Genomic DNA, 25519 nt, shown 5'->3' with positions numbered 1-25519 from the left:
TCGGGCTCACATGTCGAAAACTCCGGAACCTCCGCTTTCGAAGGCCCCTTTGAACTTCGTCCCGGGAGGGAACTGACTTGGACGGTACTTGGCCTGGCAGTGACGGCATATCGCGATCTGTGAATTCAGCCGCGCGAGGCGCCGGCGAGTGGCCTTCGAGAAGAGGGCCTCATTCGGATCGCCGCCCAGTTGGCGCACTACGTCATCCTCGGCGCACCCTACCGGATTCGAGCTTCTCCCGAACGCCGTCCGGCCGGTTCGGACGTTGACACCGCCGATCACGGCGAGTCGTTCCTTCTTCTTCGGTAGTGACCTTATTCCGTCATCGCGAGCTCGTTCGGCCAGGTCGAAAAAGCGGCTCCGCTCGGACTCGGTGAGTGCGTGCTCCGGCCCGTGCGTTAAGCGCCTGAAGATTCGTTTGGGCTCTTGTGGGAGCTCGTGGACGAGTTGCTTTGTCTTCTTGAAAAGGGCCGTGACCGGCTCGAATAGTCCTAGACCTTCGACCGCCTTCAAGTCCATCAGTCGTGTGACATTCTTCGCGGGAACCTATTTCATCCTGTGGCGGAGGGTGCCGGCCCACAGCGTACGGGTCGCGAGTCGCGCCGGTGTCGGCAGCGGGCGGCCGGTGCTGGCGGCAGTGCCGTTTGCCCGCACTGTCCGTTACAGGAGCACCGGCCGGGCTCGTCCGGTCGACAACCAGAGCACTGAGGAATTCGTGATGGCTATTGCGCCGGCCCTCGTCGTAGCGGGACACCCGGGTGTCGCGAGCAGGCTCCGGAACACCGGACGGTTCCCGTTCGTGTTCGATGTCGCCTCCGCCTCGGAGCTCCGGGAGCTCTCCGGGAGCGGCAGGGTGGGTTCTCCGGTCACGTTCGTGTTCGCGCCGGGGTTCGCCGAGGACGTCCCTGGCGCGGAGGTCGCCGTACTGGCCAACGGCCTGGTCCGCAACGGGCACACCGTCCTTGTCCACGTGTCCTTCACCGAACGCGGCGACGTCTTCGACCCGAAGGTGGTCCTGGTCGCGAAGCGGCTGAACGTGGCGGAGCTGCTGGTGGCACTCGGTGGCGCCGAGCCGGAGCCTCAGCTGGAGCTCCAGCCCGAGCCGCCGCCGGAGCCATGGACGGTTCCCGGAGCGCCACCCGCCCAGGCGATCCCCGCACCGGTTCCCGCGGCACCTCGCAGACAGGGCACGGTCATCGCGATCACCTCGGCGAAGGGCGGGGCCGGCAAGACGAGCACGACCGTGAACCTCGCGATGCACGCGGCGAGGCTGCTTCAGAGCGCGGGCCGCGCGGGGTCCGCCGTGCTGGTCGACGTCAACCTGGAGCGGGCCGATGTGGCGCGTTTCCTCAACCTCAAATCGCCGACGGTCCTGGACCTGCTCCAGGCGCCCTGGTCGCCTGCGGCGGACACGGTGCGCCAGAGCCTCACGAGCATCTCCGAGATCGGCCTCTACGCGCTGCTCGCCCCGCAGGACGTCGTCAGCGTCGATCGCTCCAGGATCGACTCGCTGTACCGCCGGATCCTCCCCGTGCTGCGCCAGACGTTCGACTTCGTCTTCATCGACACGCCGGTCGCCGAAACGAACCACCGGACGTTCCTCGACCTGGTCCTCCCCGAGGCCGACGTCATCCTGGTGCCGGTCGAGCCCGACAGGGTGGCGCTGGAGGCCATCGGCGCCTGGCTGTCGGCCCTCGTCACGCCGCAGCAGCAGGGGGGCGGCGGGGTTCCTCCCGAGAAGGTCTTCGTGATCCTCAACCGGGCGAGGCCCGACGTGGAGTGCGGACCGAAGGAGGTCATGGACCAACTGGGCGGCTGGCGTTTCGCCGGCCTGATCCCCGAGGACGAGGGATGGATGCGGGCGGTGAACACGCCCCAGCCGGCGAGCGTGCGCCCGGGACCGGACCTTGAGAGGACGCTCCGGGGAATCCTGGCCGCCATCAGCGATGACCCCGCGTTCGCCATGCCGGCGGGGGACCGGTCGATCATGCCGTTGACGAGCCGCTGGAAGAAGTTGCTTCCCCTGAAGCCGAGGTAGCCGAGAGCCCGCCGGTCGCTTTTCTTCGCGCCGCGTAGTTGACGATCGCAGCGACTCTCGGACGGTCCACACCATAACACTGACCTGCTCTTTTGCCCTTACAGAGAAGGGTGTAGTGATGCAAGCTGCGGACGTCGCCCGGCCGCACCGGGCATCTGGTGCGGAAGCCGCGCCGGCTGTGGCGGCGCACTCCCCTCAGCACGGAGGGTATGCCGGCGGACCGTTCCAGGCGCAGGCGGTCGTACCGGCACGTCTGGCACCACCGCCCACGAGTCCGCTGGGGCTGGCCGGTTACCGTGGCGCCGGTCCGGACCTCTGGTTCTCGTCGTGCCATGGGGGAGCCGGCGTCTCCACGTTGACGGCCCTCATCCCCCGCAGCATGAGCGCTGGACGATACTGGCCGATGCCCGAGCCCCCGGTGTCGGCCCGGGTGCTTCTCGTCGCGCGTAGCCATGCCGCCGGGCTCTGCGCGGCTCAGGCCGCCGCCCGGCAGTGGGCCGCGGGTGTGCTGCCGAACGTGCGGCTGCTCGGGCTGGTCGTGGTCGCCGACGCCCCCGGAAAACGCCCTAAACCACTCAGCGATCTGGTGCGGCTGATCTCCGGAGGCGTGCCTCGGCTCTGGGAACTGCCGTGGGTGGAGGCGTTGCGCATCGGCGACCCTCCGGACCAGGCCCGGCTGCCATCCGCCTACTCACGACTGGCCAACGACCTACACCACATAGTTTCCGAGGATGCACATGTTTAATGTGATGGTTCCGTGGGCGAGTGACATCTTGCTGAGCGCGCCACACCACGCTCGAGTCGCCACGCATGTGCCCTTCACCGAGGCCGCGCACCACATCCTGGCCGACGGGAACATCCCCGACCCCGGCTCGCCGGAAACGCCGCCGGGATCCACCAAGATCCTCACGGGATTGAGGTGGATGAAATGGGTCGGATATCTGACATGCGTGGGAGCATTCATAGGACTTGGCGTCAACATGGCGATTCATCACCGCCGGAGTGAAGGGGGGCGCCACCTCACAGGGATGGGCTGGGTCTTCCTGGGGGTCATCTTCATCGGATCCTCAACGGCATTCGTCTCCACCATCGCCGGCCTCAAATAATGAGGACGATGCGGCGCGCGTGCCGATCGGTCAGGTTTTTCGTCCTGGCCACCGCAATAGGGGCGATCGGCGTCACTTTCTCCGCGCAGCGTTACTCCCCGGAAGAATCCCGGACGCCCGTTCGAGATATGACGCTTGCCGCCGCCGTGGAAACCGACAGTCCATGCCGTGAAAAGAACCCGTTCATCGACTCCTGTTCCTCAACCGTGTCGACTGTGGCAACAAAGAAGAAAACTAGCTGGTGCAAGGACATCGTGCCCGGGATTCTGTCTGGTCTTTGCCCGGACGATGACAAGAAGTCGGCTCCGGACCCGAAAGGCGAGCACGTCCCCTCCCCGCCCATCACCCCGCCACCCGCCGATCCGATACCGACGAACATGCCCCGTCCGTCGGAACAGCAGCCCCCCTCGACGATCGCCAGTCCGGTACTGACGGTCGTCAGCTGGGTGTCCTGGTTCGTCTATGCCCTGGTCGTCGGTTCGATCATCTGGCTCGGCCTGCGCATGGCGGTCACCTATCGAACGGGCGAGGGGGGCGGCCATCTGCGGGTGGCGGGCCTGCTGTTCCTCTGCTGCGTCATGCTGGCCGTCGCACCATCCATCGTCCGCGCCGCTCTGTAGCAGCCGATCGCCGGCTCGCCTTTCCCGGTAAAGAAGCTGACTGATTATGGTCCTCGATCAAACCATCAAACTTTTCACCCTTCTCGCCCGCTGGCTCACAGAGCAGGTCGCGGCGGCCTCGGTCACCTTCTTGCGTTACCTTTTGGCGTGGTGGATCGACGTGCCGACCCCTGGGCTCAGCGACCAGAAAGGCAGCGTGCTCGTCTTCCTGCGGGACAGCACTGGATGGCTGACCGCGACCTCGGCCATCGTCGGACTTATCGTCGCGACCGGCAGAGTGGCGATCCAACGTAAGGGCGAGGCCTTTCGGGAGGCGTTTTCCCAGCTTTTCGTTCTGGTCATCATCGTGTTCACGCTTGCCGCTGGAATCAACCTGTTCTCTCTGGCGGGAGATGCATACTCCACGTGGATCCTGAACGAGGCGGTGCACAGCAAGCCGGACAGCTGGTGGAACAACTGGGCGGACGGCACCTCGAATATCGACTTCGGAGGCACCGGCGCCTGGCTCCTCATACTCTTCACCGGCACCGCGTCGATCATCGCGTCCCTCATCCAGTTCGGGCTGATGTTCTTCAGGAACGCGGGCTTGGTGCTCATCGCCGGAGCACTCCCGGTGGCGGCGGCCACCAGGTTCAGTGCGTACGGAGATAATGCCTACCGAAGGCTCATGGTCTGGTTGATAGCGTTCGAGTTGTTCAAGCCCGAGGCAGCGACGATCTACGCCGGAGCCCTGCGCATGCTGATGTCCTCATATTTTGTGGACCAGTTGACGGGTATGTTCCTCTGTATCGGCGCGGTGGTGGCGCTGCCCGCGACGATGCGGGCCGTCGATTCTCGGGTCACGCAGGTCAACAACATCGGTGACGGCACCGCATCCGCCATGCGCAGAATCGGTCACTTGGTATTCGGGAGCACCGCGCTCAACGTCGGCAGAGGCGCCAGTATTCTCCGGCCCGCCGGGCTTGCCGCGGGCAGCGGTGGTGCCCGGCCCGGGGGTGGCTCACCACCTCCGGGCAACCGTCCCGGCCCCAGTCAGACCAACGGCAACCCTCCGAGCCCGCCGAGCCCTCCAGGTCCCAATGGCCCTACCGGCCCTTCGGGTCCCAACGGGCCTACGGGCTCCCCGACCCCCAAGGGACCGCAAGGCGGCCAGAATCCCCCAGGTGGTGCACCAGGTTCCCCTGCGGGCACCCCGTCAGCCCCTTCTCCAGTGACCCCTACGGGTGCTCCTTCGAACGCGGCTCCCAGCGCGCCACCATCTACAGACCCCCCACCGCCCCCGAGCACGCCCTCGTCGCCGGTTCCGCCGTCGCCTTCCGCCAACCGCGCCGGCACGCCCAGCGGCGCCACCACCTCCAGGCCTGTGAACCCTCGGCCGGCCCCTCCGCGCGGTCCTTCCGGCAGCAGCGTCGTATAGGAATTGAGGTTGCCAAGTGCCAACGGACTACCGTGAACCCACGTACGGAAACTGGCGGAAGCCGGTCTCGCCGGGGATCGGGCGCCTCGGGCTGATCGGCACCATGATCCTCATGGGCGGAATGGTCACGGTCACGCTGATCGCGATGGTGTCCATCGTGCCCGCGCTGATCAGTACCGTGGTGCTGGGGTTGGTCATGCTGCCGCTGGTGATCCAGGATCAGCACGGCCGGACCGCCCTCCAGAAGATGACGGCCCGGGTGGCCTGGTGGTCGGGCCGCTCCCGCGGCTGGCACCTCTACCGCTCGGGGCCGCTGAGCATCGTCGCCTCCGGCTCGCACCGGCTTCCCGGGCTGCTCGCCCAGTCTCGGCTGGTGGAGGCGCGTGATTCCTACGGGCGTCCGTTCGCCATGGTCGTAGTGCCGTCCACCGGGCACTACACCGCGGTGTTCGAATGCAGCGCCGACGGCGCGGCGCTGGTCGATCAGGAGCAGATCGACTCCTGGGTCGCCTACTGGGGGCACTGGCTCGCCGCGCTGGGCTTCGAGCCGGGACTGGTCGGCGCGAGCGTGACCATCGAGACGGTCCCGGACCTCGGGACCCGCCTGCGGAACGAGGTCAGCGCCAACATCGACCCGAACGCACCGGAGCTGGCGAGGGCGGCCCTGGAAGAGATCGTCTGGAACTACCCGAGGGGCAGCGCACGGGTCTCCACCTGGATCGCGGTCACCTACGCGGCCACGGCACGTCCCGGAGGAAAGCGCCGTGACCAGGACGAGATGGCGCGGGAGATCGGGATGCGTCTCCCCGGGCTGACCTCCACGCTGGAGATGACCGGCGCCGGAACCGCTCGCCCGGTGACCGCCGACCACCTCACCCGGCTCGTACGGATGGCCTACGACCCGGACTCGCAGTCGGATCTGGAGAGCGCGGAAGGCCAGGAAACGCGCTGGGAGGACGCCGGGCCGGTCGCGACGCAGGAACTCTGGGATCACTACGTCCACGACAGCGGCCATTCCATCACCTGGGGCATGTCGGAGGCGCCTCGCGGTGAGGTGCTGTCCAGCGTGATGACGGGGCTGGTGTCACCGCACCACGACATCGCGCGTAAGCGCGTCACCTTCCTCTACCGGCCCTACGATCCGGCCACCGCCGCCACCATCGTGGAGCGGGACCGCAAGGACACGCGTTTCCGCCTCAACGGCGCCGCCAGAGACGAGGTCGCCGTCGTCAGCAGCGACCAGGCGGCCCTTGAGGAGGCCCGGGGCGCGGGACTGGCCCGGTTCACCATCCTCGTCACCGCCACCGTACGCTCGGCCGACGAACTTCCGCTCGCGGCCGCCGCCGTCGACACCCTCGCGCCCCCCGCGCGTCTGCGGCTGCGCCGGATGTACGGATCGCAGGCGTCCGCGTTCGCGGCGGCCCTGCCTGTGGGCGTCGTTCTTCCCGATCATCTTCAGGTGCCCGCCGTCGTGAGGGAGTCTCTGTGAGCGATTCCTTGGAGCACCTCCTCGACGCCGCGGACGGAGAGACGACCGTTCGCGACGCCGACGTCGGGGGCAAGAAGAAGGACAAGAAGAAGCGGAAGCCCGCGAACACCGAGCGCAAGCCCGGATACCGGGGGTTCACCGGCCGGGGCGGCGGGCGCGCCTCCTTCGTGGAGATGCCTCCGGAGTGGCGCGGGACCACCGTTCAGGTGTGCGGGCTGTGGCCGTTCGGCGCCGGCTCGGGGACGCCGATGGTGGGCGTGCCGCTCGGCCGGCAACTGATCACCGGTACCGCCCTGTGCTGCGATCCGATCTCGTGGTTCCAGCGCGCCAACCTGATCCACAACCCGTCCGCCCTGGTGCTGGGCAAGCCCGGGCTGGGCAAGTCGACCCTGGTCCGCCGGATGGTGGTGGGCCTGGCCGGGTACGGGGTGTTCCCGATGGTGCTCGGCGACCTCAAACCCGACTACGCCGACCTGATCCGGGCGATGGGCGGGCAGGTCATCAGGCTCGGCCGAGGACTGGGATCACTGAACGTCCTCGACCCCGGCGCGACTGCTTCCGTGGCGGCCCGGCTTCCCGAGCCGGCCCGGGCCAGGCTGACCGCCGAGGCGCACGGCCGGCGGCTGAACATCGTCTCCGCGCTGGTCACGATCGTGCGCGGGACCCCGATCGCGGACACCGAACGCACCATCCTCAACGCCGCCCTGCGGGTGCTGGACGAACGCCACCAGGGAGTACCCGTCCTGCCCGACCTGATCAGGGTGATCGACGAAGGACCGGAACGCGTCCGCGCGGTCACCCTGTCCCGGGGGAACGAGGATCGCTACCGCCGGGCCTCCGATCCGCTGCACGCATCGCTGCTCGGGCTGCTCGACGGCCCGATGGGGGAGACGTTCGCGCACCAGACCACCACCCCGCTCCAGCTGGACAACCCCGGTGGCGTCTGCATCGACATCAGCGGGATCGACGACGCCGACGCCGAACTCCAGGCCGCCGTCCTGCTGGCGTGCTGGTCGGACGGGTTCGGCGCGGTGGAGGCCATGCACGCGCTGGCCGACGAGGGCATGGCGCCTCAACGGCACTTCTTCGTCGTCCTGGACGAGCTCTGGCGGGTCCTGCGGTCCGGACGCGGCCTGGTGGACCGCGTTGACGCCCTCACCCGCCTCAACCGGCAGCGCGGCCTGGGACAGGTGATGATCACACACACCATGGCCGACCTGCTGGCCCTGGCCGACCACGCCGACCGGCTCAAGGCCAAGGGCTTCGCCGAACGCGCGGGCATGGTGATCTGCGGCGGGCTGCCGCAGGCGGAGATGCCCATGGTGAACGAAGTGGTACGGATGTCCTCCATCGAACAGCGCATGATCGTCGACTGGTCGACACCTCCCTCCTGGGATCCCACTCTCAACCAGGACAACGAACCCCCGGGCCGCGGCAAGTTCCTCGTCAAAGTGGGCGGCCGCCCCGGCATCCCGTTCAAGGTCGAGCTCACCGCCGTCGAGGCGGACGTCAACGACACCAACAAGCGCTGGATCCACTCGACGACGAGAGCGACGCGGCCCTAGGACGCGTTGTAGTCCTGGATCATCGCTTCGACCGCCTGCTTGCCTCGGGCGATCTCCTCCTGGTCCTTGCGCTTCCACCAGGGAGTGAGCCACATCTCGACAGGACGGGCCGTGCCCGCGACGACGGCGGCGCGGCCGAACGGCATGGTCCTGATCTCCTCAGGCTGCAGCGCCGGCCTCCCGTCGTGCTTGCCCACGAGTTCGGAGAGTTCGGCGAGGTCCTTGGCCGTACCGGTGCCGCCCGAGATGACGCGGAACGTGGCGTTGTCCCACAGGCGCGCGGCTCCGTCCGATCCCCACTTCTTACGCGCGTCCGCCAACGACGTCAGATAGGCGTGGACGCTGATGCCGTACCCACCGGACTCGCCCATGTACGTCGGCAGGCCGGGCATCGGGCAGATGTCGGTCACCTGGTTGAGCTCGAAGGTCAGCGGCGGTTCGAGGCGACCGGTCGGCTGCCTCATCGCCGCGCCACGGGCCGAGCGGAAGAACTGTTCGACGATCGTGGTGACGATCGGCGCGATCCCGCCGTAGTCGCTCTGCTGTTTGCTGACGAAGTACAAGGTGTTGCGGCCCTTGAGGAACTCCTTGTAGTCGAACGCCTCATCGGGTGACGGCGAGAGGTCATCCAGAATCTGTGGAATCGAGAAGCAGCTCATGACCTGAATCGCACCGGACCAGAAATTCTTGTCCTGGCCGGCGAACTCCAGCTGTGCCGCACACCCGGGAGTCGCCCTGCCCTCGCTCTCGCCCCGGCGCAGGATGTCCAGCGCCTCATCGCTGTTGGCCTCGTGGACCCAGCGCACCACGTCACGAATGGTGAGCCCGCCGATCGCGCCGGCGTGCAACAGACAGCGGAGGATGGTGACCACACCCGCGGTCCTGGTGGCTCCGCTTCCCGCGATCTCGAAACCGCTCGTCTGGGCCAGCGTTCCGGATCTGACCGCGCACACGTTGATGTCCTGGCACCCGTCCAAGAACGACCAGCGCAGCCGATTCGGCCACCCGGTCCAGTTGAACGGGTCGAACACGTACACCTCGCCGTACCGCGCCCGCATCATGGCGGTGTTGACGAACGTTTCCCGCCGGCTGGAGGTGACGATGCAGGGACCCGGCGCGTCGATGGTGAAAGGCGTGACGAAGTGCACGTCCTTTCCCTGCCGCGGCGCCGCGACGACGATCATCATGTCCTCCAGGGACATGTACAGCTTCCGCCGGGACCTGATGTCCCGCCCGATGAAGAAACCGACCTCCTCGGGCTTCACCTCGCGCGCGGACCGATTCCCCGTGGCCGGCCGGACCTGCCGTGCCTTGTTCTGGACGGTACGCGCGCTCAGCAGTTTGCGGACCTCCCAGCCGGACGCGAAGCCCAGCCGCAGCCGACGGTACGGCTGGTGACGCCGCCAGTTCAGAAGCAGCCGCGCCAGAACGTAGAGCACCACCGCCGTGATGAGGAGAAGCACGATCAGCAGGACGAAGAACAGCGCGGTGGGACCGATCATGGCGGCCGCGGCGGGCGGCCACGCACTCCGCGGATCGCCGGGGTTCCGCACGAAGTGGAAGGCCACCTTCAGGAAGTCCGTCGGGCTGGAGTCCGGCCAGGCGCCGCTCGCGAGAAGACCGGACAGCTGGCCCGCCAGCCAGGTCATGAAGCTGCATGTTCCGCCCGGGACGGCGACAAAGGCGATACCCAGAAAAATGGTGTACGCCGCATCGTCATCGGTATCACTCATCGGGCTCCTCTCTTCGATCCCGAGCGGCCTCGGCCGCTCTCCTGTCCAGGGACTATCCGTCGTCCGCGACGGTCACATCGGAGACCCGCCAGGGGGCGCGCTCGGATGACCTCGCGAGGGACATGAAGACCACCGACGCGCTGGACGAACCGCGCCAGCGGTCGCGTCCCGTGGGGACGGTGGTCATCTCCCACTGGCGGTAGGCGGCGGTCCGCCGATCGTGCGGCGCCCCGGTCTCCCGGACGAGTGGTCGGAGCCGCACTGCGAGGTAGGCCCGGTGCCGCCGCCATTCCTCGGGCACGTACTGCTCGGGCTCCCCCTCGACCACGGTGGTGTAGCCGGAGGTGAGGTAGCCCGCCGCGCGGAGGCGCGCGTCGCGCAATCCGGTGTCGACGGTGCTGTCGACCGTGTACATGACGGTCAGGGCGGCCCGCGACACCGCCGTCGCGTCCTTCTGGTCGATCCGGTGCCGGTCCGGAAGACCACCGGGTACGTGGGGACTCCGTGCCGGCGACGGTGAACCGCCGCCGGCCGTCGGAACGACCGTCGGTGCGCCCGGATCGGACGGCACGCGGTCCTGCCGTGCCCGCCTCTCGCCACCACAGCCGACCAGAAGCGCGGCCGCCGAAACGACGCAGAGTACGGAACGGATTCCCGTCGCCGACGTGCCGGTCACGTCACATCACCGCCGGTCCCCGCTCCGAGCGGAGGCATCGCACGAATCCAGTCCGAGGAGCTCGGGGACGGACTCGCCATGTCCGCCGGCGGCGTCACCCGAAGCGCTCCCACATAACCCGACCTGCCGTCGAGCACGCTGAACTTCACGAACTGGCCGGTGTCCGGGGCCTCGACGAACCAGTGCTTACCCTGGTACACGCCCCAGTAGATGCCCATATGGCTCAGCCCGTTGAAGAAGACCAGATCCCCGGGCGCCAGCTGGTCGCGGGGTACCTTGACTCCCTTGTTGCTCTCGTACATCGCGTCCGCCGTACGAGGGAGAACGATTTTCTTGCCGGACGCGATGTAGACCACGTGCCAGGCGAGGCCTGAACAGTCGAATCCCTTGGTGTACGCACCCTGCTGAATGCCGTAACTGGGACCGTCGTCGAGGTCGCCGCCGCCCCACGAATAGGGGATCAGCCGGCCGACCCACCGGCTGGGATTCGGTCCCCCCTGGTCCCGTCTCGCATAATATGCGGCCCCGTCGGCGATGCTCTGACCGAAGGAGCTGCTCATCGCGGATATCCCCAGGGCGCATTCCATGCCCGCGAAGTTGGCCGATGTCTTGGTGTAACCACCCTGCGCATAGCGGTTCGCCGCCGCCAGGACGTCGTTGACGTACGCTTCAGAATGGTTGTACGAGAATATTGATTGGTGTATCTGGGCGTCCGTGAGCGTTCTGCTTTTGAGCTCTGCGTCGCTCCCGCCCGGGTAGATGTGGAGCTTGAGGAGCTTGGCAGCACTGAATATGGCGTCGGCCGGGTCGTATCGGCTCGTCGCGCCGTCGTGGTCGCCGTCCACTGCCGCCCGATCGAACGTGGGCTGCAGGAACTGCATCGGCCCTCCGGCCCCCGCGAAGTTCTCTCCGGAGTGCACACCCCGCGCCTGAAGTGTGCCGTGGTGGGTCTCGATCCACCCGATTCCGGCGAGGATGTTCCAGGGGATGTTCCACTCCGCTCCGGCCTTCTGGTACAGAGCAAGATAGTTCTCGGGTATGTCGCCCGCCGACGGCGCCGCTTTCGCCTGCACCGCCGTCACGGAATCACCGGAATCGCCGGAAGGCCCGGAGCCGCCGCATAGCGAACTGGACTCCGTCTGAAGAAAGACCACAAACGTGACGAAAAGCATCGACGTCATGACGAGCCCGGTAGCGCCGACCCCCAAGCCGACCATCCACGCGAAGCCGTGCCCCGTTCCGGCTTGCGTTGAGGTGCCCGCACTCACGGTGCTTCACCGGACGCCCGAGTGAGGCGCATCGGCGACTCTTCCGGCATGCTTCACCTCCCGCCCTATCCGGATCAGACAGTGCGGCCATCGCCCGGATGCGCAACACCCTTCGCGCTCGGGCGAGGTCGTGGTTGCCGTTCCGGCGTCTGACGGACGTTAGGGAAGAGGACCGGCGAACGGTTCGTGAGGCGAGAGGACCCCCTGACGGTGCGAACGATCCTGAGCGATCCCGACCTCGAGCCGCCGCTCCTCGGGAAGGCCGTGACGGCGCACATCAAGTCACGCGGCCCGGAGGGGTTCACCTGCACCGTCTACGATGCCGGAACCGGCCGGGCTCATGACGCGCTGCTGCCACGCAGCGTCGCCCACGAGCTTTCCGCGGGAGCCGCTCCGCCCGTACCGGCACCGGGAGACACCGTCATCGCGCTCGTCGTGGGCGTGTCCGACGAAAGAGAGCTGATGCTCTCGGTCACCTCGCACGAACTGGTCGAACGCCTCCTGACGGGGTTCGTGGGGGAGATCCTCGATGGCAAGGTCGTCATCAAGGCCATCGCGCGGGCCGCCGGCACCAGAACGAAGATCGCCGTGGCTCCCACCGTCCCTGGCGTCGACGCGAGGCGGGCATGCGTCGGTCCCGGCGCGACCCGGGTCAAGGGCGTCGAGAGCTTGCTGAACCGCGCCTTCGGCAGCGAGACACTGGAGATCGTCGAACACTCCGACGACCGTGCCACATTCCTTACGAACGCGATGATGCCGGTCGAGGTCGCGGACCTCCTCGTGGAGGGTGAGCACGCGGTCGTCGTGGTCGAGCCGCACCAGCTCTCCGGCGACATCGGAGAGCGGAGCCTGAACGCCCGGCTCGCCGGCCGGCTGACCGGCCTGGCCGTCCAGGTCGTCACACCGGGCACCGACCTGCGGCCCGCCCTGGACCGGCTGGCCGCCGAAACGGCCTGAGCCCGTACGGAGGCTGGGCGCGCCGACGTGGACAGAAATATGTAGATCGGTCTAGATTGCTCGCATGGCGGTCAAGGGCGACGAGACCCGTATGCGGCTGATCGAGGCGACGCGCGACCTGATCGAGGCGAAGGGGTACCACGGCACCGGCCTCAATGAGGTGCTCGCGGCGAGCGGCGCTCCTCGCGGTTCGCTGTACCACCACTTCCCCGGCGGCAAGGACCAGTTGGTCGGCGAGGCGCTCACGCGGGCGGGGAAGGAGATCGACGCGCTCGTACGGGAGCTGGGCTCCGGTGCGGCCGGCGCCGTCGACCTGGTCCATGCGCTGCTCGGCGCGCTCGCCGACCGGATGGAGGCGGCGGACTACGCGAAGGGCTGCCCGGTCGCGACGGTCGCGCTGGAGGTCTCCGCCACCCACGAACCGTTGCGACGCATCTGCGCGGACGTGTACGGCGCCTGGGAACGGGCACTCGCCGACGCCCTGCGCGCCGAGGGGCGCCCGCCGGAGGAGGCGGAAGAGCTGGCCGGGACCGTGCTCGCTCTCGTCGAGGGCGCGCTCGTCCTGGCCCGCGCCCACCGCAGTCGCACGCCGGTCGAGCAGGCCCGCCGCCGCGTCCGTACGCTCCTGGCGAGCTGACCGGCCGGTCCGCCCGAAGGGAATCGCCATGTCCATGGAATATGTAGATCGGTCTACTGGGAGGATCTTCGGTGCGAACACCTGACGCGGTGGTGCTCGGCGCCACCGGCTTCATCGGCCGGTGGCTGCTGCTCGAACTGCTCGGCCAGGGCCGCCCGGTCGCCGCCGTCCTGCGCGACGCCTCTCCCGGGCGAGCGGACCGGCTTCGCGAGTGGATCGGCGAACACGGCGGGGACGCGGCCGGCCTCACGGTCGTCCCGGGCGACATCGCGGCCGCCGGGCTGGGCCTGTCGAGCGCCGACGACGCGCGGCTCGGGGCCGTGCGCGACGTGTTCAACGCGGCCGCGCTGTTCCGGTTCGGGCTCGGCCGGGAGGAGGCGCGCGCCGCCAACGTCGACGGCGCGCTCAACGTGGTGCGATGGGCGGCGACCCGGGGCGACCTACGGCGGGTCGTCCACGTGTCGGGGTACCGCGTGGGCTCGGACGCCGCGACCCGGTATCCCCTGCCCGCGGCCGAGTCGGAGGAGCTGTACCGCGTCCGCGGCGCCTACGAGGCGTCGAAGGTGGAGGGCGACGCGGCCGTCCGCGAGCTCGCGGCACGTGCGGGCCTGCCGCTCACCGTCGTGAACCCGAGCACCGTGATCGGGCACTCCGTCACCGGCGAGTCGGGCCAGTACATCGGCCTGGCGGACCTGGTGGTACAGCTGTGGGCCGGCCGGCTTCCCGCCCTCGCGGGCACGGCCCGCACGTTCGTTCCGGTGGTCACCGTGGACCATCTCGCCCGGTTCATGGCCGCGGTGCCCGAGCACGATCCGCAGCCCGGCGGGGCGCACTGGGTCCTCGACGAGGACACGCCGTACCTGCGGGACCTGGTCCGGCTGCTGGCCGACCACCTGGGCGTACGCGCCCCACGCCTGATGGTTCCGGTCGGCCTGGTGCGCCGGCTGCCGTCCCGGCTCACCGGCGTGGAGCCGGAGACCCTCACCTTCCTGAGTGAGGACCGCTACGACACCCGCTCGGCGCGCCGCGTGGCCGAGGCGGCCGGGCTGCGCCTCCCGCCGATCGAACCGGCACTGCGCCGCTGGGCCGACCGCCTGGTGGCGGAGCGCCCCAGTATGCCCCGCTGATAACGAACAGTCGGGAACCTCGTATCTTGTGACGGCGTCGAAGATCTTGACCGGTGACGCGGGTGCCCGCGCCCGCCGGTCTTTTCGTGGCGTGGCCGCCCTTCGCGGAGCAGGCCGCGCTCCCCCGAATGCGAGGAGAGTCCATGAAGTCGTTCGGCCGGCGCCTGCCGTGGGTGGTCCCGGTGGCCGCGCTCGCATTGGCGGCCGTAGGAGTGACGGGAACGGCGGGAACGGCCGACGCGTCCACGGCCCCCCGTCCGCCGCGCGGCGACGCCGTCGTCCACGCGACGCGTTCCCTCATGGCCCCGAAGGTCGCGGCGGCGGCCACCGCCTCGGCGCCTTCCTCGGCGAAGCTGTCCCTGACGGGCCAGTACCAGAACACGAACTACAAGTGCGTGCCCACCTCGGCGTCGATGAGCCTGTCGACGTTCGGAGTGTCCGTCAGCCAGGACACCCTGGCCACCCAGATGGGCACGACGGCGGCCAAGGGCACGTCCGGCAGCCAGGCGCTGCCCGTCGTCAACAACTACGCCGACCCGCTCGGCTACAGCTACGGCTTTTCCGACGCCTCGACGGCGTCGAGCATGATGTCGCAGGTCTCCTACGACGTCGGCGTGCTCAAGCGGGCGCCCATCCTCGGCGTGTGGATGGAGAAGCTGCCCTGGAACTCCGGCATGACCGGCTCCAAGGTCGGCCACGCCATCATCGCGTACGGCTACGACAGCAGCGCCGGCACGATCACCGTCTGGGACCCGTGGAAGGCCACCGGCGGTTCGCACACCATCACCGCCGCCAAGCTCGCCGCGGACATGCAGCCCGGCGGCATGTACAAGGTCACCGGCCACACCGACGCCGACCTGGCGAGCCTCGGCGACCTGACCGGGGACGGCACCGCCGACGTGGTCGCGACCGAACGCGCGACCGGGAAGCTGTGGCTCTACCCCGGCCCGACGCTGGACGCCGCGAACCGGCGGCTGGTCGGTACCGGCGGCTGGAACGGGATGACCGAGCTCACCGGCATCGGCGACCTGACCGGCGACGGCAAGTCCGACCTCGTCGCCGTCCAGAAGTCCGACGGCACGCTGTGGCTCTACCCCGGCGGCACGAACGCCCTCGGCACCCGCATCAAGATCGGTAACAGCGGCTGGACCGGCATGAAGGACCTCACCGGGATCGGCGACCTGACCGGCGACGGCAAACCCGACCTCATCGCCGCCAAGAAGTCCGACGGCACGCTCTGGCTCTACCCGGGCGCGTCCAAGGCGGTCGGCACCCGTATCAAGATCGGCACCGGCGGCTGGAACGGCATGAACAAGCTGGTCGGCGTCAAGGACATCACCGGCGACGGCAAGCCCGACCTGATCGCGGTGCGCATCTCGGACGGCACCCTGTGGGTCTACCCCGGCGCGTCGAAGGCGCTCGGCACCCGTAAGGAGCTCGGTTCCGGCTGGGGCGGCATCCGCTCGCTCACCTACACCGGCGACATCACCGGCGACGGCGCCCCGGACCTGCTGGGCGTGCAGAGCAACACCGGCGTGATGTACGTCTACGCGGGCCGCGCCACCGGCTTCGCCGCACGGCAGCAGCTCACCTCCGGCTGGAACGGCTGAGCCGGCAGCTCGCCGATCCCCACAGCCCCGCGCCGGACCACCGGCGCGGGGCTCACTGCTGGGTGAACTCCACGGTCACCTGGCTGAAGTCGCCTCGGGCGAGCGCGCCGTCGTCGACGTAGACGTAGGCCGGGCTGTCGGTGCCCGGGTCGACCCAGCCCACCAGCATCTGGGCGCCTCTGGGCATGGTCGGGTCGAGCCCGTGCCATGGGTACCCGCCGTAGAACTCCTTGTCGAAGTCCTGCGGGTGGCCGAGCAGACGGAACTCCCCGCCGACGAAGCCCGTGCCGTGTTCTCTTCCGCCGAGCCGCGCGCTCAGGCCGGCCCCGTGCTCGTCACCGGGCCAGTCCCGGCCGCCGAGCCGGTCCTCGCCGTCGAGGTCCTCGTCGTCGAGGTCCTCGTCGTCGTCGAACCAGTCCTCGTCGGGCCGGCCGCCGGCCAGCACCGGGCCGACGTACATGGGCAGCGTCGACAGGCATTGGGCGGTCAGGGCGGCCGGCCGATGACCGTATTCGTTCGGCCAGGAACGGCGCCACTCGCAGGCGGCGGACACCGCCGGGTCGGCCCGGTCGCGCAGGTCGAACGGGACCAGAGCCGGATCATCGCCGTCGGGCAGGTACTCGACGTGGCCGATGCCCACGCCCGCCGCGTCGGTCGTCCGGCCGGCGAAGACCTGGAGCAGGCCGGTACGGGGCAGCAGGCCGTTGATGTCGTACGGGGCCAGTTCGGCCAGGTCCAGCTGGATGATGTGATGCAGCAGCGACGGCAGCCGGTCGCGGTGGACGAGCCGGCCGTGCTCTTCCCTCTCCAGCGGGAAGCCGGTCGACCAGTCGCACTGGCAGACCAGCGCGCCGAGCGGGACCAGGTCGTCCATGTCCGGGTGGTCGTCGATCCGGTCCCAGTGGACGTGCGGCCAGCGGAAGCCTGCGGGCAGCGACAGGGGCCCGGCCGTTCGCGTCCGCTCCAGAGAGGTCTCCTCGCCGTCGGCGGGCGGACGGATCAGGATGCCGTTCTGCGCCATCGTCAGGAGATCGGCGGTGCGCTCCGGGATTCCGAATCGCTCCGCCAGCTCACGCAGCCGAACCTGATCCTCGGGCGTGAGGGGATTCGGCCGCAGGCCGGCGTACCCGCGTTCCCCTGAGACCGGCAGATGCGCCATGACGAACACCTTCCAGCGAAACCGCAGTGCTGGAGGAGCCTAGCGGCGCCTCGGCACGGATCGCCCGCCGGTCGTCACGGCAGGTCATGAAGAATGGTTCCATATTTGTTTAAACGTTCGAGCGGATCCCTGCTCGCCTCGTACGTTGAGCCTCCAGGGGCACGCGGCAAACTCTGCGTAATCATGTGCGGCTTGCCGTGCCCGTAACAGGAGGAACCAAAAGTCATGCCCAGTCGTCTCGCAAAACTTCTTGCATGTGCCACGATGGCCGCTTCCGCGATCGGATTGTTCGCGGCGCCCTCTCAGGCCGCATCGACGACCCCCGCTCTCCCCACGTACTGGAATTACGGGTGTGACTATGGGCACGCCTGTATTCGACACAGGATCCCCGTAGAGAACTCCTACTGGAACGTGGAACGGTGCGGCGACAGCTCGCTCCACGACTATTTCGATTACGCCATCGCCTACGGCAACGGCTTCACTGTTTACTACCAGAACGGCAAATGGGACTACGTCGCGCCGTGGTCGCAGCGGACGCTGGACGGCACCAACCTGGCCACCATGGTGCGCGTGTACTGCTGAAGGTTCCCGCCAGGGATGATTAATCACTGCTACATCGTGATTTAATCCGTCGCCCTTAGGGTCTTTGGGTAGTTCTCGGAGAAGTCATTTAAGAATGAAAGCGGTGGGGGTGACGGACCATGCATATCGTGAAGCGGGGCGATAACGACCGCCTCGACGCCCGTGATCACCGCAGCCGCAACAGTGAACTGTTCGGCCGCCGGAGGCACCTCCAACAACGACTCGAGATCCTGCGTGCGGAGATCGCAGCGGGCGAGGCCGACGTGTCCGCGGAACTCGAACTGCGCACGGTGGAGCGTGAGTACGAGGACCTCACGTACGAGATCATGACCGCCAACTACGGTCTCGTGCGCCGGTACGTCGCGACGTTCACCGCGAAGGGCACCGAGCATCGAGAGGACTTCGAGAGCGCCGGCAAGGTCGGTCTGCTGTGGGCGATCTCCTCCTACGACCCGGCGCTGGGCTCGTTCTCGACCTGGGCCTTCAAACCGATCCAGCGGGAGGTCCTGCGTGCCGTGCGCGACGCCGACCACCCGAACCTCAACCCCGGCGACTTCGAGAAACGGCCTGCCATCCTCGCCGCCGCCCGTGAGTTCGTCGAGGCGTCCGGCGCGGACGTCTCGCTCGACTACGCCGACATCGCCCGGCGTGCGGCGGTGACCGAGGGGCAGGCGCGCCGTGTCCTGAACGCGCCGCGGCTGGACAGCCTTCAGGCACTGAGCGCCGGTCACGACGCGGACGAGATGCCGTGGGCGGAGCGGCTGACCGACTCTGCGGTGAGTGTGGAGGACGAGGTGCTTCTCCGCTTCGACCTGCGTGCGCTCAGCGACCGCGGGTTGCCGAGACTCGATGCCCGCGAGCGGTACGTGTTGACCCGCAGGTTCGGGCTGGACGGAGAGTCGGAGGAATCGCTCCGGATCATCGGTGACCAGCTCGGCCTGTCCCGCGAGGGCGTACGGCAGATTCAGGAGAAGGCGCTGAGCAAGCTCCACGAGCCCTTCGCGGACACGGCTTGACGGGGCGCGATGAGCCGGGCGCCATCCGCTGACAGCCGTGACCGGGATATGCGGGTCGTCCATCTGTCGGGACGGTCAGAGTCGTGAGATCCGAACCCATGCCCACGCTGACCGACTACGCGCTCGCCATTCGCACCGAAGGCTCGCCACCGGCGCCGGAGGGAGTCAGGACGGTCGATCTCGTCCTGGAGGAGGGCGATGTCATCTCCTCGACCGTCGGCGCCATGCGGAGCAGCGGGCTCACCGCTGCCGACTTCCGGTCCCCGGCGATTTTCCTCGCGCCGGCGGGCCGTCACGGCCTCGTGACGTACGCGGGCCTGTGCGGATTCGCCGGGCGGCGGATCGACGCGTACGCCGATGGGGTGATCCTGAGATTCTCCCGGCTCCACCACGACGGCGGGCCGTTCCCCGACTCCGGTGAGCCCGACGAGGCCCTCGTCTGGGCGCAGGTCGGTGAGCCGTTCGCCGACGGCGTCCGCTGCGTCGCGCTGGGGCCGAGCCAACCGGGACTCGTCAGCCCGGAGGCCGCGACCGTGATCCGGTACGCGGAACGGCTCCGCATGGTTCCACCGGACTCGTCCCGGGACTCGCTCGCCATGTTCGTCCTCGTCGCGGCGCTTCGGAGGCGTTCCGACGACCGGTTCCCCTTCCTGTCCACCGGCGAGGAGCCCGTCCCGGTCGCCGAAGACGACCCGGAGCAGGGGATCGACCTGGAGAAGGTCCGGCAGGAGGCCGTCCGGTACCGGCTCGAACAGGGGGAGGACACCGAGTCCGGCTCTCACCACGACGAGCGGATCCGCGAGGCCGACGCGGTGGACATCCGTACGCTGCTGCGCCGGCTCGGCTCGTCATCCGACGGACCGGATCGGGACGAGTGGCGATGCCCGCGCCCGCGCCGGCACTGGAACGGCGACGAGGACTCGTCGATGCACGTGTACTCCGACAACCGCGCGCGGTGCCCTGGTTGTGACGCCGAGAAACTCGGCCCGATCCGGCTGGCCCTCGACGTGCTGGGCATCACCCCGGACGAGGCGGCCTCCTTCATCCTGGACTCTGATCGGGTGGTCGACATGTGCGCGGTGCGGGAGGACGCGTGAACAGGGTCACCCGCAGAGGGCACGAGGCACCGGCATCCACGGAAGGCCTGCTGGGGATGGCCATCGTCGTGGTCGACGGCGTGGACACCGTCCTGGTCCATCGCAGTGTGCTGAACCGGGTGGCGGAGATCGCCTTCCGGCTGGGCTGCCACGACGCGACCCCGCTCGTCCGCCGGCCGACCTTACTGAGTGGTCCACAGGTGCCGCGGTTCCGGCGCGATCTGGACCAGGTCACGGCCTTCGCCGACGCCACCCTCCGCACCGGGTGGCAACTCTGGGAGATCGCCGCCGCGCCCGCCGACGAGCCGGTCGCGGTCATGGACACGCCGTACGGCAGGGTCTGGGTCGATCCGGCCTACGGCTTCAAGCTGCAAGGGACGGACGGCGGCCCGCGGCGGCCCACCGCGGTACGGCAGTTGCCCGGTACGGCACGCCGGGTGGCACTGAGTCGCCTCATCGCGCCACTGCGCGGAGTCGCCACGCGTGCCCGGGTTCTGGAGATCTACGACTATGACGCGTGAGCCGTGGTGAGTCGCCCCACACCGGTACCGGAACGGGGAGACTCACGACGACTCAACGATGGGGATGGCCGGAGGTCAGCTTCTCGGGCGCCGCGGACCTTCCCTGCACGCCGAACCGCACCGCGGCTTCGAACGCCGTCTCCGGGTTGGCGATCAGAGCACCGATCTGCCCCATCGCCGCCATCTCCTCGGCCGGCGCACCCGGGCGTACTCCGACCACGTAGTCGGCGTCCAGCGGGCTCTCCGCAGCGACGCACCAGGCGGGCAGGGCCGCGTACGGCCCTTCGAAGACCCGGCTGCCCTTCGGGAGCAGCGCCGTGAAGGAACGCATGATGACCGGAGCGGCGGGCCCGGTCAGGACCACCGCCTGAGTCCGCTCCAGCGCCGTTCTGACCTCGGCGAGCTGGTCGTCGGTGACGACGCCCGCGGCGACGAGCGTGGGCAGGGCCGGGCCGGTTCGCCGGGAGCGCCTGAGCACGACGGAGTCACCGATCTGGGTGACGACCGCTCCCGCCTCCTCGCGTACGGCGGCGATCGCCCGGTGCGCCATGGTGAGGCTGCCGAAGCCGGGAACCTGGTAGACGCCGAGCGTCCCGCACACGCTCACCTGCGTACCGCGGATGTGCACCTCGTCGACGCGTTCGTCCAGCCAGAGATGGCGGAAGCTCTGCCCGTTGGCCAGCAGGATCCGGGTCTCGGCCGGGTCCGCGTGGACCTGCGGCGCCTCGGGCGCGCGCTGCGCGACGGCGGCGACGGACCGCTCCTCCTCGGCAGGGCTCGGGGACGGCGGGGACGGCGAGCGGGGAGGCCACAACAGCTCGTCGGACGGCTCCGTTTCCGGTGCTTCCGCCAGGACGTGCGGCTCCGGATCCGGCCCCGTGTCCTCGTCCTGCGCGGCCGGCGTCACCTCCTCCGCCTCGGCCGTGTCGTCCTCCGGAGGACCGTCATCACCGGTGAACATCGACGCCCAGTCCCGTACGGTGGCCTCCAGATCGAGCTCGGCCTGCTCGGACGGCTCGGCCTCCGGATCGGCAGCCGTCCCCGCGGCCGGGGAGGCCTGGTGGTCCGGTGTCTCGTTCCGGTCCAGGGTGTCGTTCCCGACGCCGAGGGCGCTCCAGAAGTCCGTCGCCGGAGTGGGGGGCTGTGTCGCTGACATGGGGCAGATCCTTCCGCGAAGAAACGTGACGGTAGCCGTCGATCACCTGATGGGCAGGCCGATGATCCCCCGGCGCCTGCCCCCGCCGCCGTTCGGCGATCCCATGGCCGTGGCGAACACCGGGTCCTCGGTGGCGGCCCGCAGGATGCCGCCGAAGACGGCGTCCAGCTCCGGGTCACCGTTGGACGCGACCAACTTTCCGCCGTTCACGGCGCGCGTCCATTCGCGGTCGTGGGGAATCCTTCCGACGAATCGCCAACCGTCCATGATGCGCATGATCTCCTCCGGGCCGCAGCCGACGTCGGCGCGTGCCCGGTTGAGGATGAGCGACAGCTTCTCGGGAGCGACACCGCCGCCGCGTGAGGACGGCGGCATGGTGATCCTCTCCAGCCAGGAGTGGATGGTCTCCAGCGTCGGACGGCTGGGTTCGACCGGGACCAGGACCGCGTCCGCCTCACGCAGGATCAGGTCGGTGAGGGTTGTGCGATGAGGCTCGGCGACCGGCGTGTCGATGAACACGTAGTCGAACACCTCCCGCAGCAGAGCGATGATCCGCAGGTACGGCGCGGAGCCCACCGAGGCGGGATCGGCACTGGTGAGATCCGGTGGCCCGAGCAGCGCGTACAGATCCAGGTCGGGAACGTGGGCGAGATGGTCCCGCACCGTGTCCGGGGAGAGCGGTCCGGGCGCGTGGAGCAGGTCGAGGATCGTCGGGGATCTGACGTTCAGATACCGTCCGACGTCGGCCTTCTGGACGCTGGTGTCCAGCAGCACCGTCCGTCCCGTACGGCCGGCCGACCGCAGCGACCGCGCGGCGTGGACCGCGAGGTTCACGATCAGGCTGGTCCGGCCCACGCCGCCCTTCGCCGCGGCGGTGGCGATGACCCGTCCGCCCGCACGAGGGCCGGAGAGCGGGCCCGGAGGTCCGTCGGAGGCCGGGGCGGGAAGCGGTAGGGGGCTCCGCCCGGCGGCGCCGAGCAACGCCAGCAGTTCCGGCATCGGCTGCCGGCTTCCGGTGATGCGGACGTTCGCGCCGAAGCGGTCGCCCCGTTCGACGAAGGAGTCGTGGACCACGACCCTGAACCCGATGTCGGCCAGCCCGTTCGCCAGGACGGCCACACCGGCCCCGTCGACGTCCTCGGCGAAACGCGGAGCGAACACGAACGCCGCCGGGAGCCTGACCCGGCCGCTACGAGACAGCGCGCGGAGCTCGCTCGCGGAGAAGACGTTGAACACCGCGGGGAACCGGCCCGTCCCGCGCAGCTCGTGCGCGATGTCCGTGCCCCCCGCCACGACGAGGTTCGGTGCAGTCGTATTCACAGTGTCCCCGGTACTTCCCATCGTCGGCCGGCCGTTCAGGGCGGATAGCCCCTCAGTTCCCGACTGTGCGGCCGAGTGCGCCCGCCGCCAGCACCGATCGCCGGATGTTTTGGGGGAGGTTCTGATGTCGGTTCTCGCGAATCGGGTCCAGTAGCCGACGAGTTGACCGGCCGGCCGCCGCGGTGGGAGAGGGAGACCGCTGTGCTGGAGAACTGCGCGCCGCGATGGCCAGCACCCGCGTGGCCGTCCAACCGGTCATTCGCCGTGCCCACTCTGCTTGCCCCCGGTGCTTGCCCAAGCGGCCAGGAGCTCTCCGGTGACGGTCGCCACCGCGTAGCACGCGAGCCGTGCCGCGAACCCGCCGGGCAGCCAGCGCGGCAACCCGGCGTTGTGGTGGTCGGCCAGCAGCCGGATGGCGTCCTGCGCTCCCAGTACGCATTCCGCGATATGTCGATCACGACGTGCGCCGTCAGCAGATCGCCGAGGCCGTATGGCGTCTGGCCGCCCGCGGCGGGCTGGAGCATGTCACGCTGCGTCAGGTCGCGGCCGAGGCCGGAGTCTCCGCCCGGCTGCTGCAGTACTACTTCGGAACGCGCGACCAGCTGCTGCTCGGAGCCCTGGAGATCCTCAACACCGACGCCGAGCAGCGGGCCCGCGCACGCCTGACACAACTAGGCGAAACACCCGGCATGCGCCTGCTCGTGCGGGGCGTGCTCCTGGAACTTCTCCCGCTGGACGAGGAACGGCGCAATCGGCACCTGGTGTACGTGGCCTACTTCGTGCGCTTCCTCAATGACCCCGCCCTGGCCGCAGCGGTCCGTGAGTCTCCGCCCGCCCTGGAGAAACTCGTCGCCGAGCTGCTCGGCCACGGACGCGAACTCGGTCAGCTGCTCCCCGGCGTCGACATCGCGGCCGAAGCCGCCTTCCTGGTCGCGGGCGCCGAAGGACTCCAGGCCGGCGTCCTGCTCGGCCAGCACACCCCCGAACAGGCCGTGGCTCTCATCGATCACCAGCTCAACCGCATCTTCACGACCCCGCAGCCGTGACCGCGCCGCACCAGGACGGGGACACCAAGCGGCGAGCGCGCCGAGCGGGCGCATGGACAGGGGGTCACGTGGGGATGGTGACCTCAAGCCAGGTGCCCTCGCCGGTCGGGCTCCGCAGCCGCAGCGTGCCGTCCACCGTGTCGACGCGGTCCTTGAGCCCGATCAGTCCCGACCCGTGGCCGACGACGGCGCCACCACGCCCGTTGTCACGGATCGACAGGCGGATCTCGTGGTCGTCGTGGTCGAGGTCGACGCGGACGACGGAGGCGTCCGCGTGCTTGGCGACGTTGTTCAGGCCCTCGGACACGATGTAATAAAGCGTCACCTGGAGCTGTTCCGAGAGCGACGGCGGCACTTCCGCACGCAGCTCCACCGGCACCGGCGACCGGCGCGCCAGCGTCTGCAGGGCCGTCTTCAGCCCTGACTTGGACAGGACGCCGGGATGGAGTCCCCGGCAGATCTCCTGCAGCTCGGAGATGGCGTTCGCCAGGCTCTCGCCCGTGTTCGTCAATCGTTTCCGCAGGTCGTCGTGGCCGGCCGGCGTGGCCGACTCCGCCGCGCGCAGGTCGAACGTGAGGGCCACCAGGTGCTGTTGAACACCATCGTGCAGGTCGCGTTCGATCCGGCGGCGTGTGGCGTCCGAGGCCGAGATCACCCGGGCACGTGAGTCGATCAGGTCGGCCCGCGACTCGGCCTGCGCGAGCGTGCAGGCGACGAGCTCGACGAAGTCGGTCAGGCGCGTCTCGGTGTCGTCCGGCGGTGGCGTCTCGCCGCGGAACATGACCGCGACATCCCCCCACAGGCGCCCCTCCACCCAGACCGGGCAGGAGACGATGTGACCGATCCCGTGCGACCGGGCCCAGGCACCGGCCTCGCCGGTGAAGGACGCGCCGGTCCTGCGGACCGGCCCGCCGGTGCGCAACACGAGCGCCGCGGCGGAGCGCGGCCCGATCGGCCACCGCTCCGCGATCGGCGCGATGATCTCGGAGGAACGCGATTCCGACCACCATCCCACCACCGTCGCCGTCTGGTCGTCCTCGTACCGGTCGATCGCGGCGTGGTCCGCGCCGACGAGCGCGCCGAGCTCGCTCGCGACCGCCGTGAACGCCTCTGTGGGCGACAGCCCGCGGGCGACCAGCGTCGTCACCCGCCGCAGCGCCCCGTGCGCCCGTTCGAGCCGGTCGAGCTCGGCCCGGTCGACGAGCGCCGATCTGAGCGCCGCGGTGGACTCCGTGGCACGTGCGCGCAACGAGCGCGCGGCCGGCCTGTTCGCCAGCCGCGTGACCGCGTCGCGTACTCCCACGGACCGCCTCGTGATCGACTGCGACGAGCCCTGCGCTCGCCTCGCTCAGACTATGTCGTCCCAGGTCAGGTGGGCA

At 69.2% G+C, this 25519-nt stretch carries 24 protein-coding genes; 16 read left to right on the top strand and 8 right to left on the bottom strand.

Features of this window, described 5'->3' with window-relative positions; translation table 11 throughout:
* Positions 1-6: 6 nt before the first annotated feature.
* Positions 7-519 (bottom strand): hypothetical protein, encoded by a 513-nt coding sequence (locus QSK37_RS43405; protein ID WP_285633399.1) that lies wholly within the window; start codon positions 517-519, stop codon positions 7-9.
* 334 nt (positions 520-853) lie between these two features.
* On the opposite strand from QSK37_RS43405, the gene QSK37_RS43400 reads away from it, so the two are divergent.
* From QSK37_RS43400 to QSK37_RS43370, 7 genes are all read left to right on the top strand, one after another.
* Positions 854-2038 (top strand): CpaE/TadZ family protein, encoded by a 1185-nt coding sequence (locus tag QSK37_RS43400; protein WP_285633396.1) that lies wholly within the window; start codon positions 854-856, stop codon positions 2036-2038.
* Positions 2039-2156: 118 nt separating this feature from the next.
* Positions 2157-2783 carry a DUF6668 family protein gene (locus QSK37_RS51545; RefSeq protein ID WP_349498037.1) on the top strand — a complete coding sequence of 209 codons (627 nt, stop codon included), beginning with the start codon at positions 2157-2159 and terminating at the stop codon, positions 2781-2783.
* The gene (locus QSK37_RS43390) at positions 2776-3144 is read left to right on the top strand and encodes a hypothetical protein (RefSeq protein WP_285633391.1); all 369 of its coding nucleotides are present in this window, start codon (positions 2776-2778) and stop codon (positions 3142-3144) included. Before QSK37_RS51545 ends, QSK37_RS43390 begins: the two co-directional genes overlap by 8 nt.
* 8 nt (positions 3145-3152) lie before the next feature.
* Complete coding sequence (locus QSK37_RS43385; protein ID WP_285633389.1) at positions 3153-3764, top strand: hypothetical protein; 612 nt, start codon at positions 3153-3155, stop codon at positions 3762-3764.
* A gap of 46 nt (positions 3765-3810) precedes the next feature.
* Positions 3811-5181, top strand: a complete 1371-nt coding sequence (locus QSK37_RS43380; RefSeq protein ID WP_285633387.1) for a hypothetical protein — start codon at positions 3811-3813, stop codon at positions 5179-5181.
* Between the two features lie 16 nt (positions 5182-5197).
* Positions 5198-6670 carry an SCO6880 family protein gene (locus QSK37_RS43375; protein WP_285633385.1) on the top strand — a complete coding sequence of 491 codons (1473 nt, stop codon included), beginning with the start codon at positions 5198-5200 and terminating at the stop codon, positions 6668-6670.
* Entirely contained in the window at positions 6667-8235 is a 1569-nt protein-coding gene (locus QSK37_RS43370) for a P-loop NTPase family protein (RefSeq protein ID WP_285633382.1), read from the top strand. The genes QSK37_RS43375 and QSK37_RS43370 overlap by 4 nt, the downstream gene beginning before the upstream one ends.
* On the opposite strand, the gene QSK37_RS43365 is transcribed toward QSK37_RS43370, so the two are convergent.
* The 3 genes from QSK37_RS43365 to QSK37_RS43355 all read right to left on the bottom strand — a co-directional run bounded on the left by QSK37_RS43365 (position 8232) and on the right by QSK37_RS43355 (position 11825).
* Positions 8232-9968 carry a type IV secretory system conjugative DNA transfer family protein gene (locus QSK37_RS43365; RefSeq protein ID WP_285633379.1) on the bottom strand — a complete coding sequence of 579 codons (1737 nt, stop codon included), beginning with the start codon at positions 9966-9968 and terminating at the stop codon, positions 8232-8234. The two genes, QSK37_RS43370 and QSK37_RS43365, sit on opposite strands and share 4 nt — an antisense overlap.
* Before the next feature lie 52 nt (positions 9969-10020).
* On the bottom strand, positions 10021-10539 hold the full coding sequence (locus QSK37_RS43360; RefSeq protein ID WP_285633375.1) for a hypothetical protein: 519 nt from the start codon (positions 10537-10539) through the stop codon (positions 10021-10023).
* A 101-nt stretch (positions 10540-10640) separates the two neighbouring features.
* Positions 10641-11825, bottom strand: coding sequence for a C40 family peptidase (locus QSK37_RS43355; RefSeq protein ID WP_285633372.1), 1185 nt, complete (start codon positions 11823-11825; stop codon positions 10641-10643).
* 297 nt (positions 11826-12122) lie between these two features.
* Between QSK37_RS43355 and QSK37_RS43350 the strand changes: the two genes are divergently transcribed.
* From QSK37_RS43350 to QSK37_RS43335, 4 genes are all read left to right on the top strand, one after another.
* Entirely contained in the window at positions 12123-12869 is a 747-nt protein-coding gene (locus tag QSK37_RS43350) for a hypothetical protein (protein WP_285633369.1), read from the top strand.
* Between the two features lie 64 nt (positions 12870-12933).
* Entirely contained in the window at positions 12934-13506 is a 573-nt protein-coding gene (locus QSK37_RS43345; RefSeq protein WP_285633365.1) for a TetR/AcrR family transcriptional regulator, read from the top strand.
* A gap of 71 nt (positions 13507-13577) precedes the next feature.
* Entirely contained in the window at positions 13578-14633 is a 1056-nt protein-coding gene (locus QSK37_RS43340; RefSeq protein ID WP_285633361.1) for an SDR family oxidoreductase, read from the top strand.
* A 143-nt stretch (positions 14634-14776) separates the two neighbouring features.
* The gene (locus tag QSK37_RS43335) at positions 14777-16243 is read left to right on the top strand and encodes an FG-GAP-like repeat-containing protein (protein ID WP_285633358.1); all 1467 of its coding nucleotides are present in this window, start codon (positions 14777-14779) and stop codon (positions 16241-16243) included.
* Between the two features lie 52 nt (positions 16244-16295).
* Here the strand turns inward: QSK37_RS43335 and QSK37_RS43330 are convergent, their stop codons facing one another.
* Complete coding sequence (locus tag QSK37_RS43330) at positions 16296-17402, bottom strand: DUF1963 domain-containing protein (protein WP_285633355.1); 1107 nt, start codon at positions 17400-17402, stop codon at positions 16296-16298.
* Between the two features lie 264 nt (positions 17403-17666).
* Here QSK37_RS43330 and QSK37_RS43325 point away from each other — a divergent pair, with 264 nt between their 5' ends.
* From QSK37_RS43325 to QSK37_RS43310, 4 genes are all read left to right on the top strand, one after another.
* Positions 17667-17984: a hypothetical protein gene (locus QSK37_RS43325; RefSeq protein ID WP_285633352.1), complete on the top strand. Its 318-nt coding sequence runs from the start codon at positions 17667-17669 to the stop codon at positions 17982-17984.
* A gap of 128 nt (positions 17985-18112) precedes the next feature.
* Complete coding sequence (locus tag QSK37_RS43320) at positions 18113-19000, top strand: sigma-70 family RNA polymerase sigma factor (RefSeq protein ID WP_285633349.1); 888 nt, start codon at positions 18113-18115, stop codon at positions 18998-19000.
* An 83-nt stretch (positions 19001-19083) separates the two neighbouring features.
* Positions 19084-20097, top strand: coding sequence for a hypothetical protein (locus QSK37_RS43315; protein WP_285633346.1), 1014 nt, complete (start codon positions 19084-19086; stop codon positions 20095-20097).
* A complete protein-coding gene (locus tag QSK37_RS43310; RefSeq protein WP_285633343.1) occupies positions 20094-20618 on the top strand; it encodes a hypothetical protein in 525 nt (174 codons plus the stop codon). The genes QSK37_RS43315 and QSK37_RS43310 overlap by 4 nt, the downstream gene beginning before the upstream one ends.
* A gap of 52 nt (positions 20619-20670) precedes the next feature.
* Here QSK37_RS43310 and QSK37_RS43305 read toward each other — a convergent pair whose 3' ends face one another.
* Together QSK37_RS43305 and QSK37_RS43300 are read right to left on the bottom strand one after the other, a co-directional pair.
* Complete coding sequence (locus QSK37_RS43305) at positions 20671-21774, bottom strand: hypothetical protein (RefSeq protein ID WP_285633340.1); 1104 nt, start codon at positions 21772-21774, stop codon at positions 20671-20673.
* Positions 21775-21816: 42 nt separating this feature from the next.
* Positions 21817-23094, bottom strand: coding sequence for a CpaE/TadZ family protein (locus QSK37_RS43300; RefSeq protein WP_285633337.1), 1278 nt, complete (start codon positions 23092-23094; stop codon positions 21817-21819).
* 461 nt (positions 23095-23555) lie between these two features.
* Here QSK37_RS43300 and QSK37_RS43295 point away from each other — a divergent pair, with 461 nt between their 5' ends.
* Positions 23556-24140: a TetR/AcrR family transcriptional regulator gene (locus tag QSK37_RS43295; protein WP_285633334.1), complete on the top strand. Its 585-nt coding sequence runs from the start codon at positions 23556-23558 to the stop codon at positions 24138-24140.
* Between the two features lie 64 nt (positions 24141-24204).
* On the opposite strand, the gene QSK37_RS43290 is transcribed toward QSK37_RS43295, so the two are convergent.
* On the bottom strand, positions 24205-25443 hold the full coding sequence (locus QSK37_RS43290) for a GAF domain-containing sensor histidine kinase (RefSeq protein ID WP_285633331.1): 1239 nt from the start codon (positions 25441-25443) through the stop codon (positions 24205-24207).
* Positions 25444-25519: the final 76 nt, after the last annotated feature.

This window comes from Actinoallomurus iriomotensis (assembly GCF_030269445.1).
In the GTDB taxonomy this organism is placed as follows: domain Bacteria; phylum Actinomycetota; class Actinomycetes; order Streptosporangiales; family Streptosporangiaceae; genus Actinoallomurus; species Actinoallomurus iriomotensis.
The sequence above is the reverse complement of the archived record's forward strand: the minus strand, read 5'-3'. Positions and strand labels throughout refer to the sequence as shown.

What these genes read in the sequence shown, in the direction of transcription:
- QSK37_RS43390 (WP_285633391.1), top strand. Translation starts at nt 2,776, where the DNA reads ATGTTTAATGTGATGGTTCCGTGGGCGAGTGACATCTTGCTGAGCGCG.
- QSK37_RS51545 (WP_349498037.1), top strand. Translation starts at nt 2,157, where the DNA reads ATGCAAGCTGCGGACGTCGCCCGGCCGCACCGGGCATCTGGTGCGGAA.
- QSK37_RS43345 (WP_285633365.1), top strand. Translation starts at nt 12,934, where the DNA reads ATGGCGGTCAAGGGCGACGAGACCCGTATGCGGCTGATCGAGGCGACG.
- QSK37_RS43330 (WP_285633355.1), bottom strand. Translation starts at nt 17,402, where the DNA reads ATGGCGCATCTGCCGGTCTCAGGGGAACGCGGGTACGCCGGCCTGCGG.
- QSK37_RS43365 (WP_285633379.1), bottom strand. Translation starts at nt 9,968, where the DNA reads ATGAGTGATACCGATGACGATGCGGCGTACACCATTTTTCTGGGTATC.
- QSK37_RS43355 (WP_285633372.1), bottom strand. Translation starts at nt 11,825, where the DNA reads ATGACGTCGATGCTTTTCGTCACGTTTGTGGTCTTTCTTCAGACGGAG.
- QSK37_RS43405 (WP_285633399.1), bottom strand. Translation starts at nt 519, where the DNA reads ATGGACTTGAAGGCGGTCGAAGGTCTAGGACTATTCGAGCCGGTCACG.
- QSK37_RS43385 (WP_285633389.1), top strand. Translation starts at nt 3,153, where the DNA reads ATGCGGCGCGCGTGCCGATCGGTCAGGTTTTTCGTCCTGGCCACCGCA.
- QSK37_RS43335 (WP_285633358.1), top strand. Translation starts at nt 14,777, where the DNA reads ATGAAGTCGTTCGGCCGGCGCCTGCCGTGGGTGGTCCCGGTGGCCGCG.
- QSK37_RS43325 (WP_285633352.1), top strand. Translation starts at nt 17,667, where the DNA reads ATGGCCGCTTCCGCGATCGGATTGTTCGCGGCGCCCTCTCAGGCCGCA.
- QSK37_RS43380 (WP_285633387.1), top strand. Translation starts at nt 3,811, where the DNA reads ATGGTCCTCGATCAAACCATCAAACTTTTCACCCTTCTCGCCCGCTGG.
- QSK37_RS43305 (WP_285633340.1), bottom strand. Translation starts at nt 21,774, where the DNA reads ATGTCAGCGACACAGCCCCCCACTCCGGCGACGGACTTCTGGAGCGCC.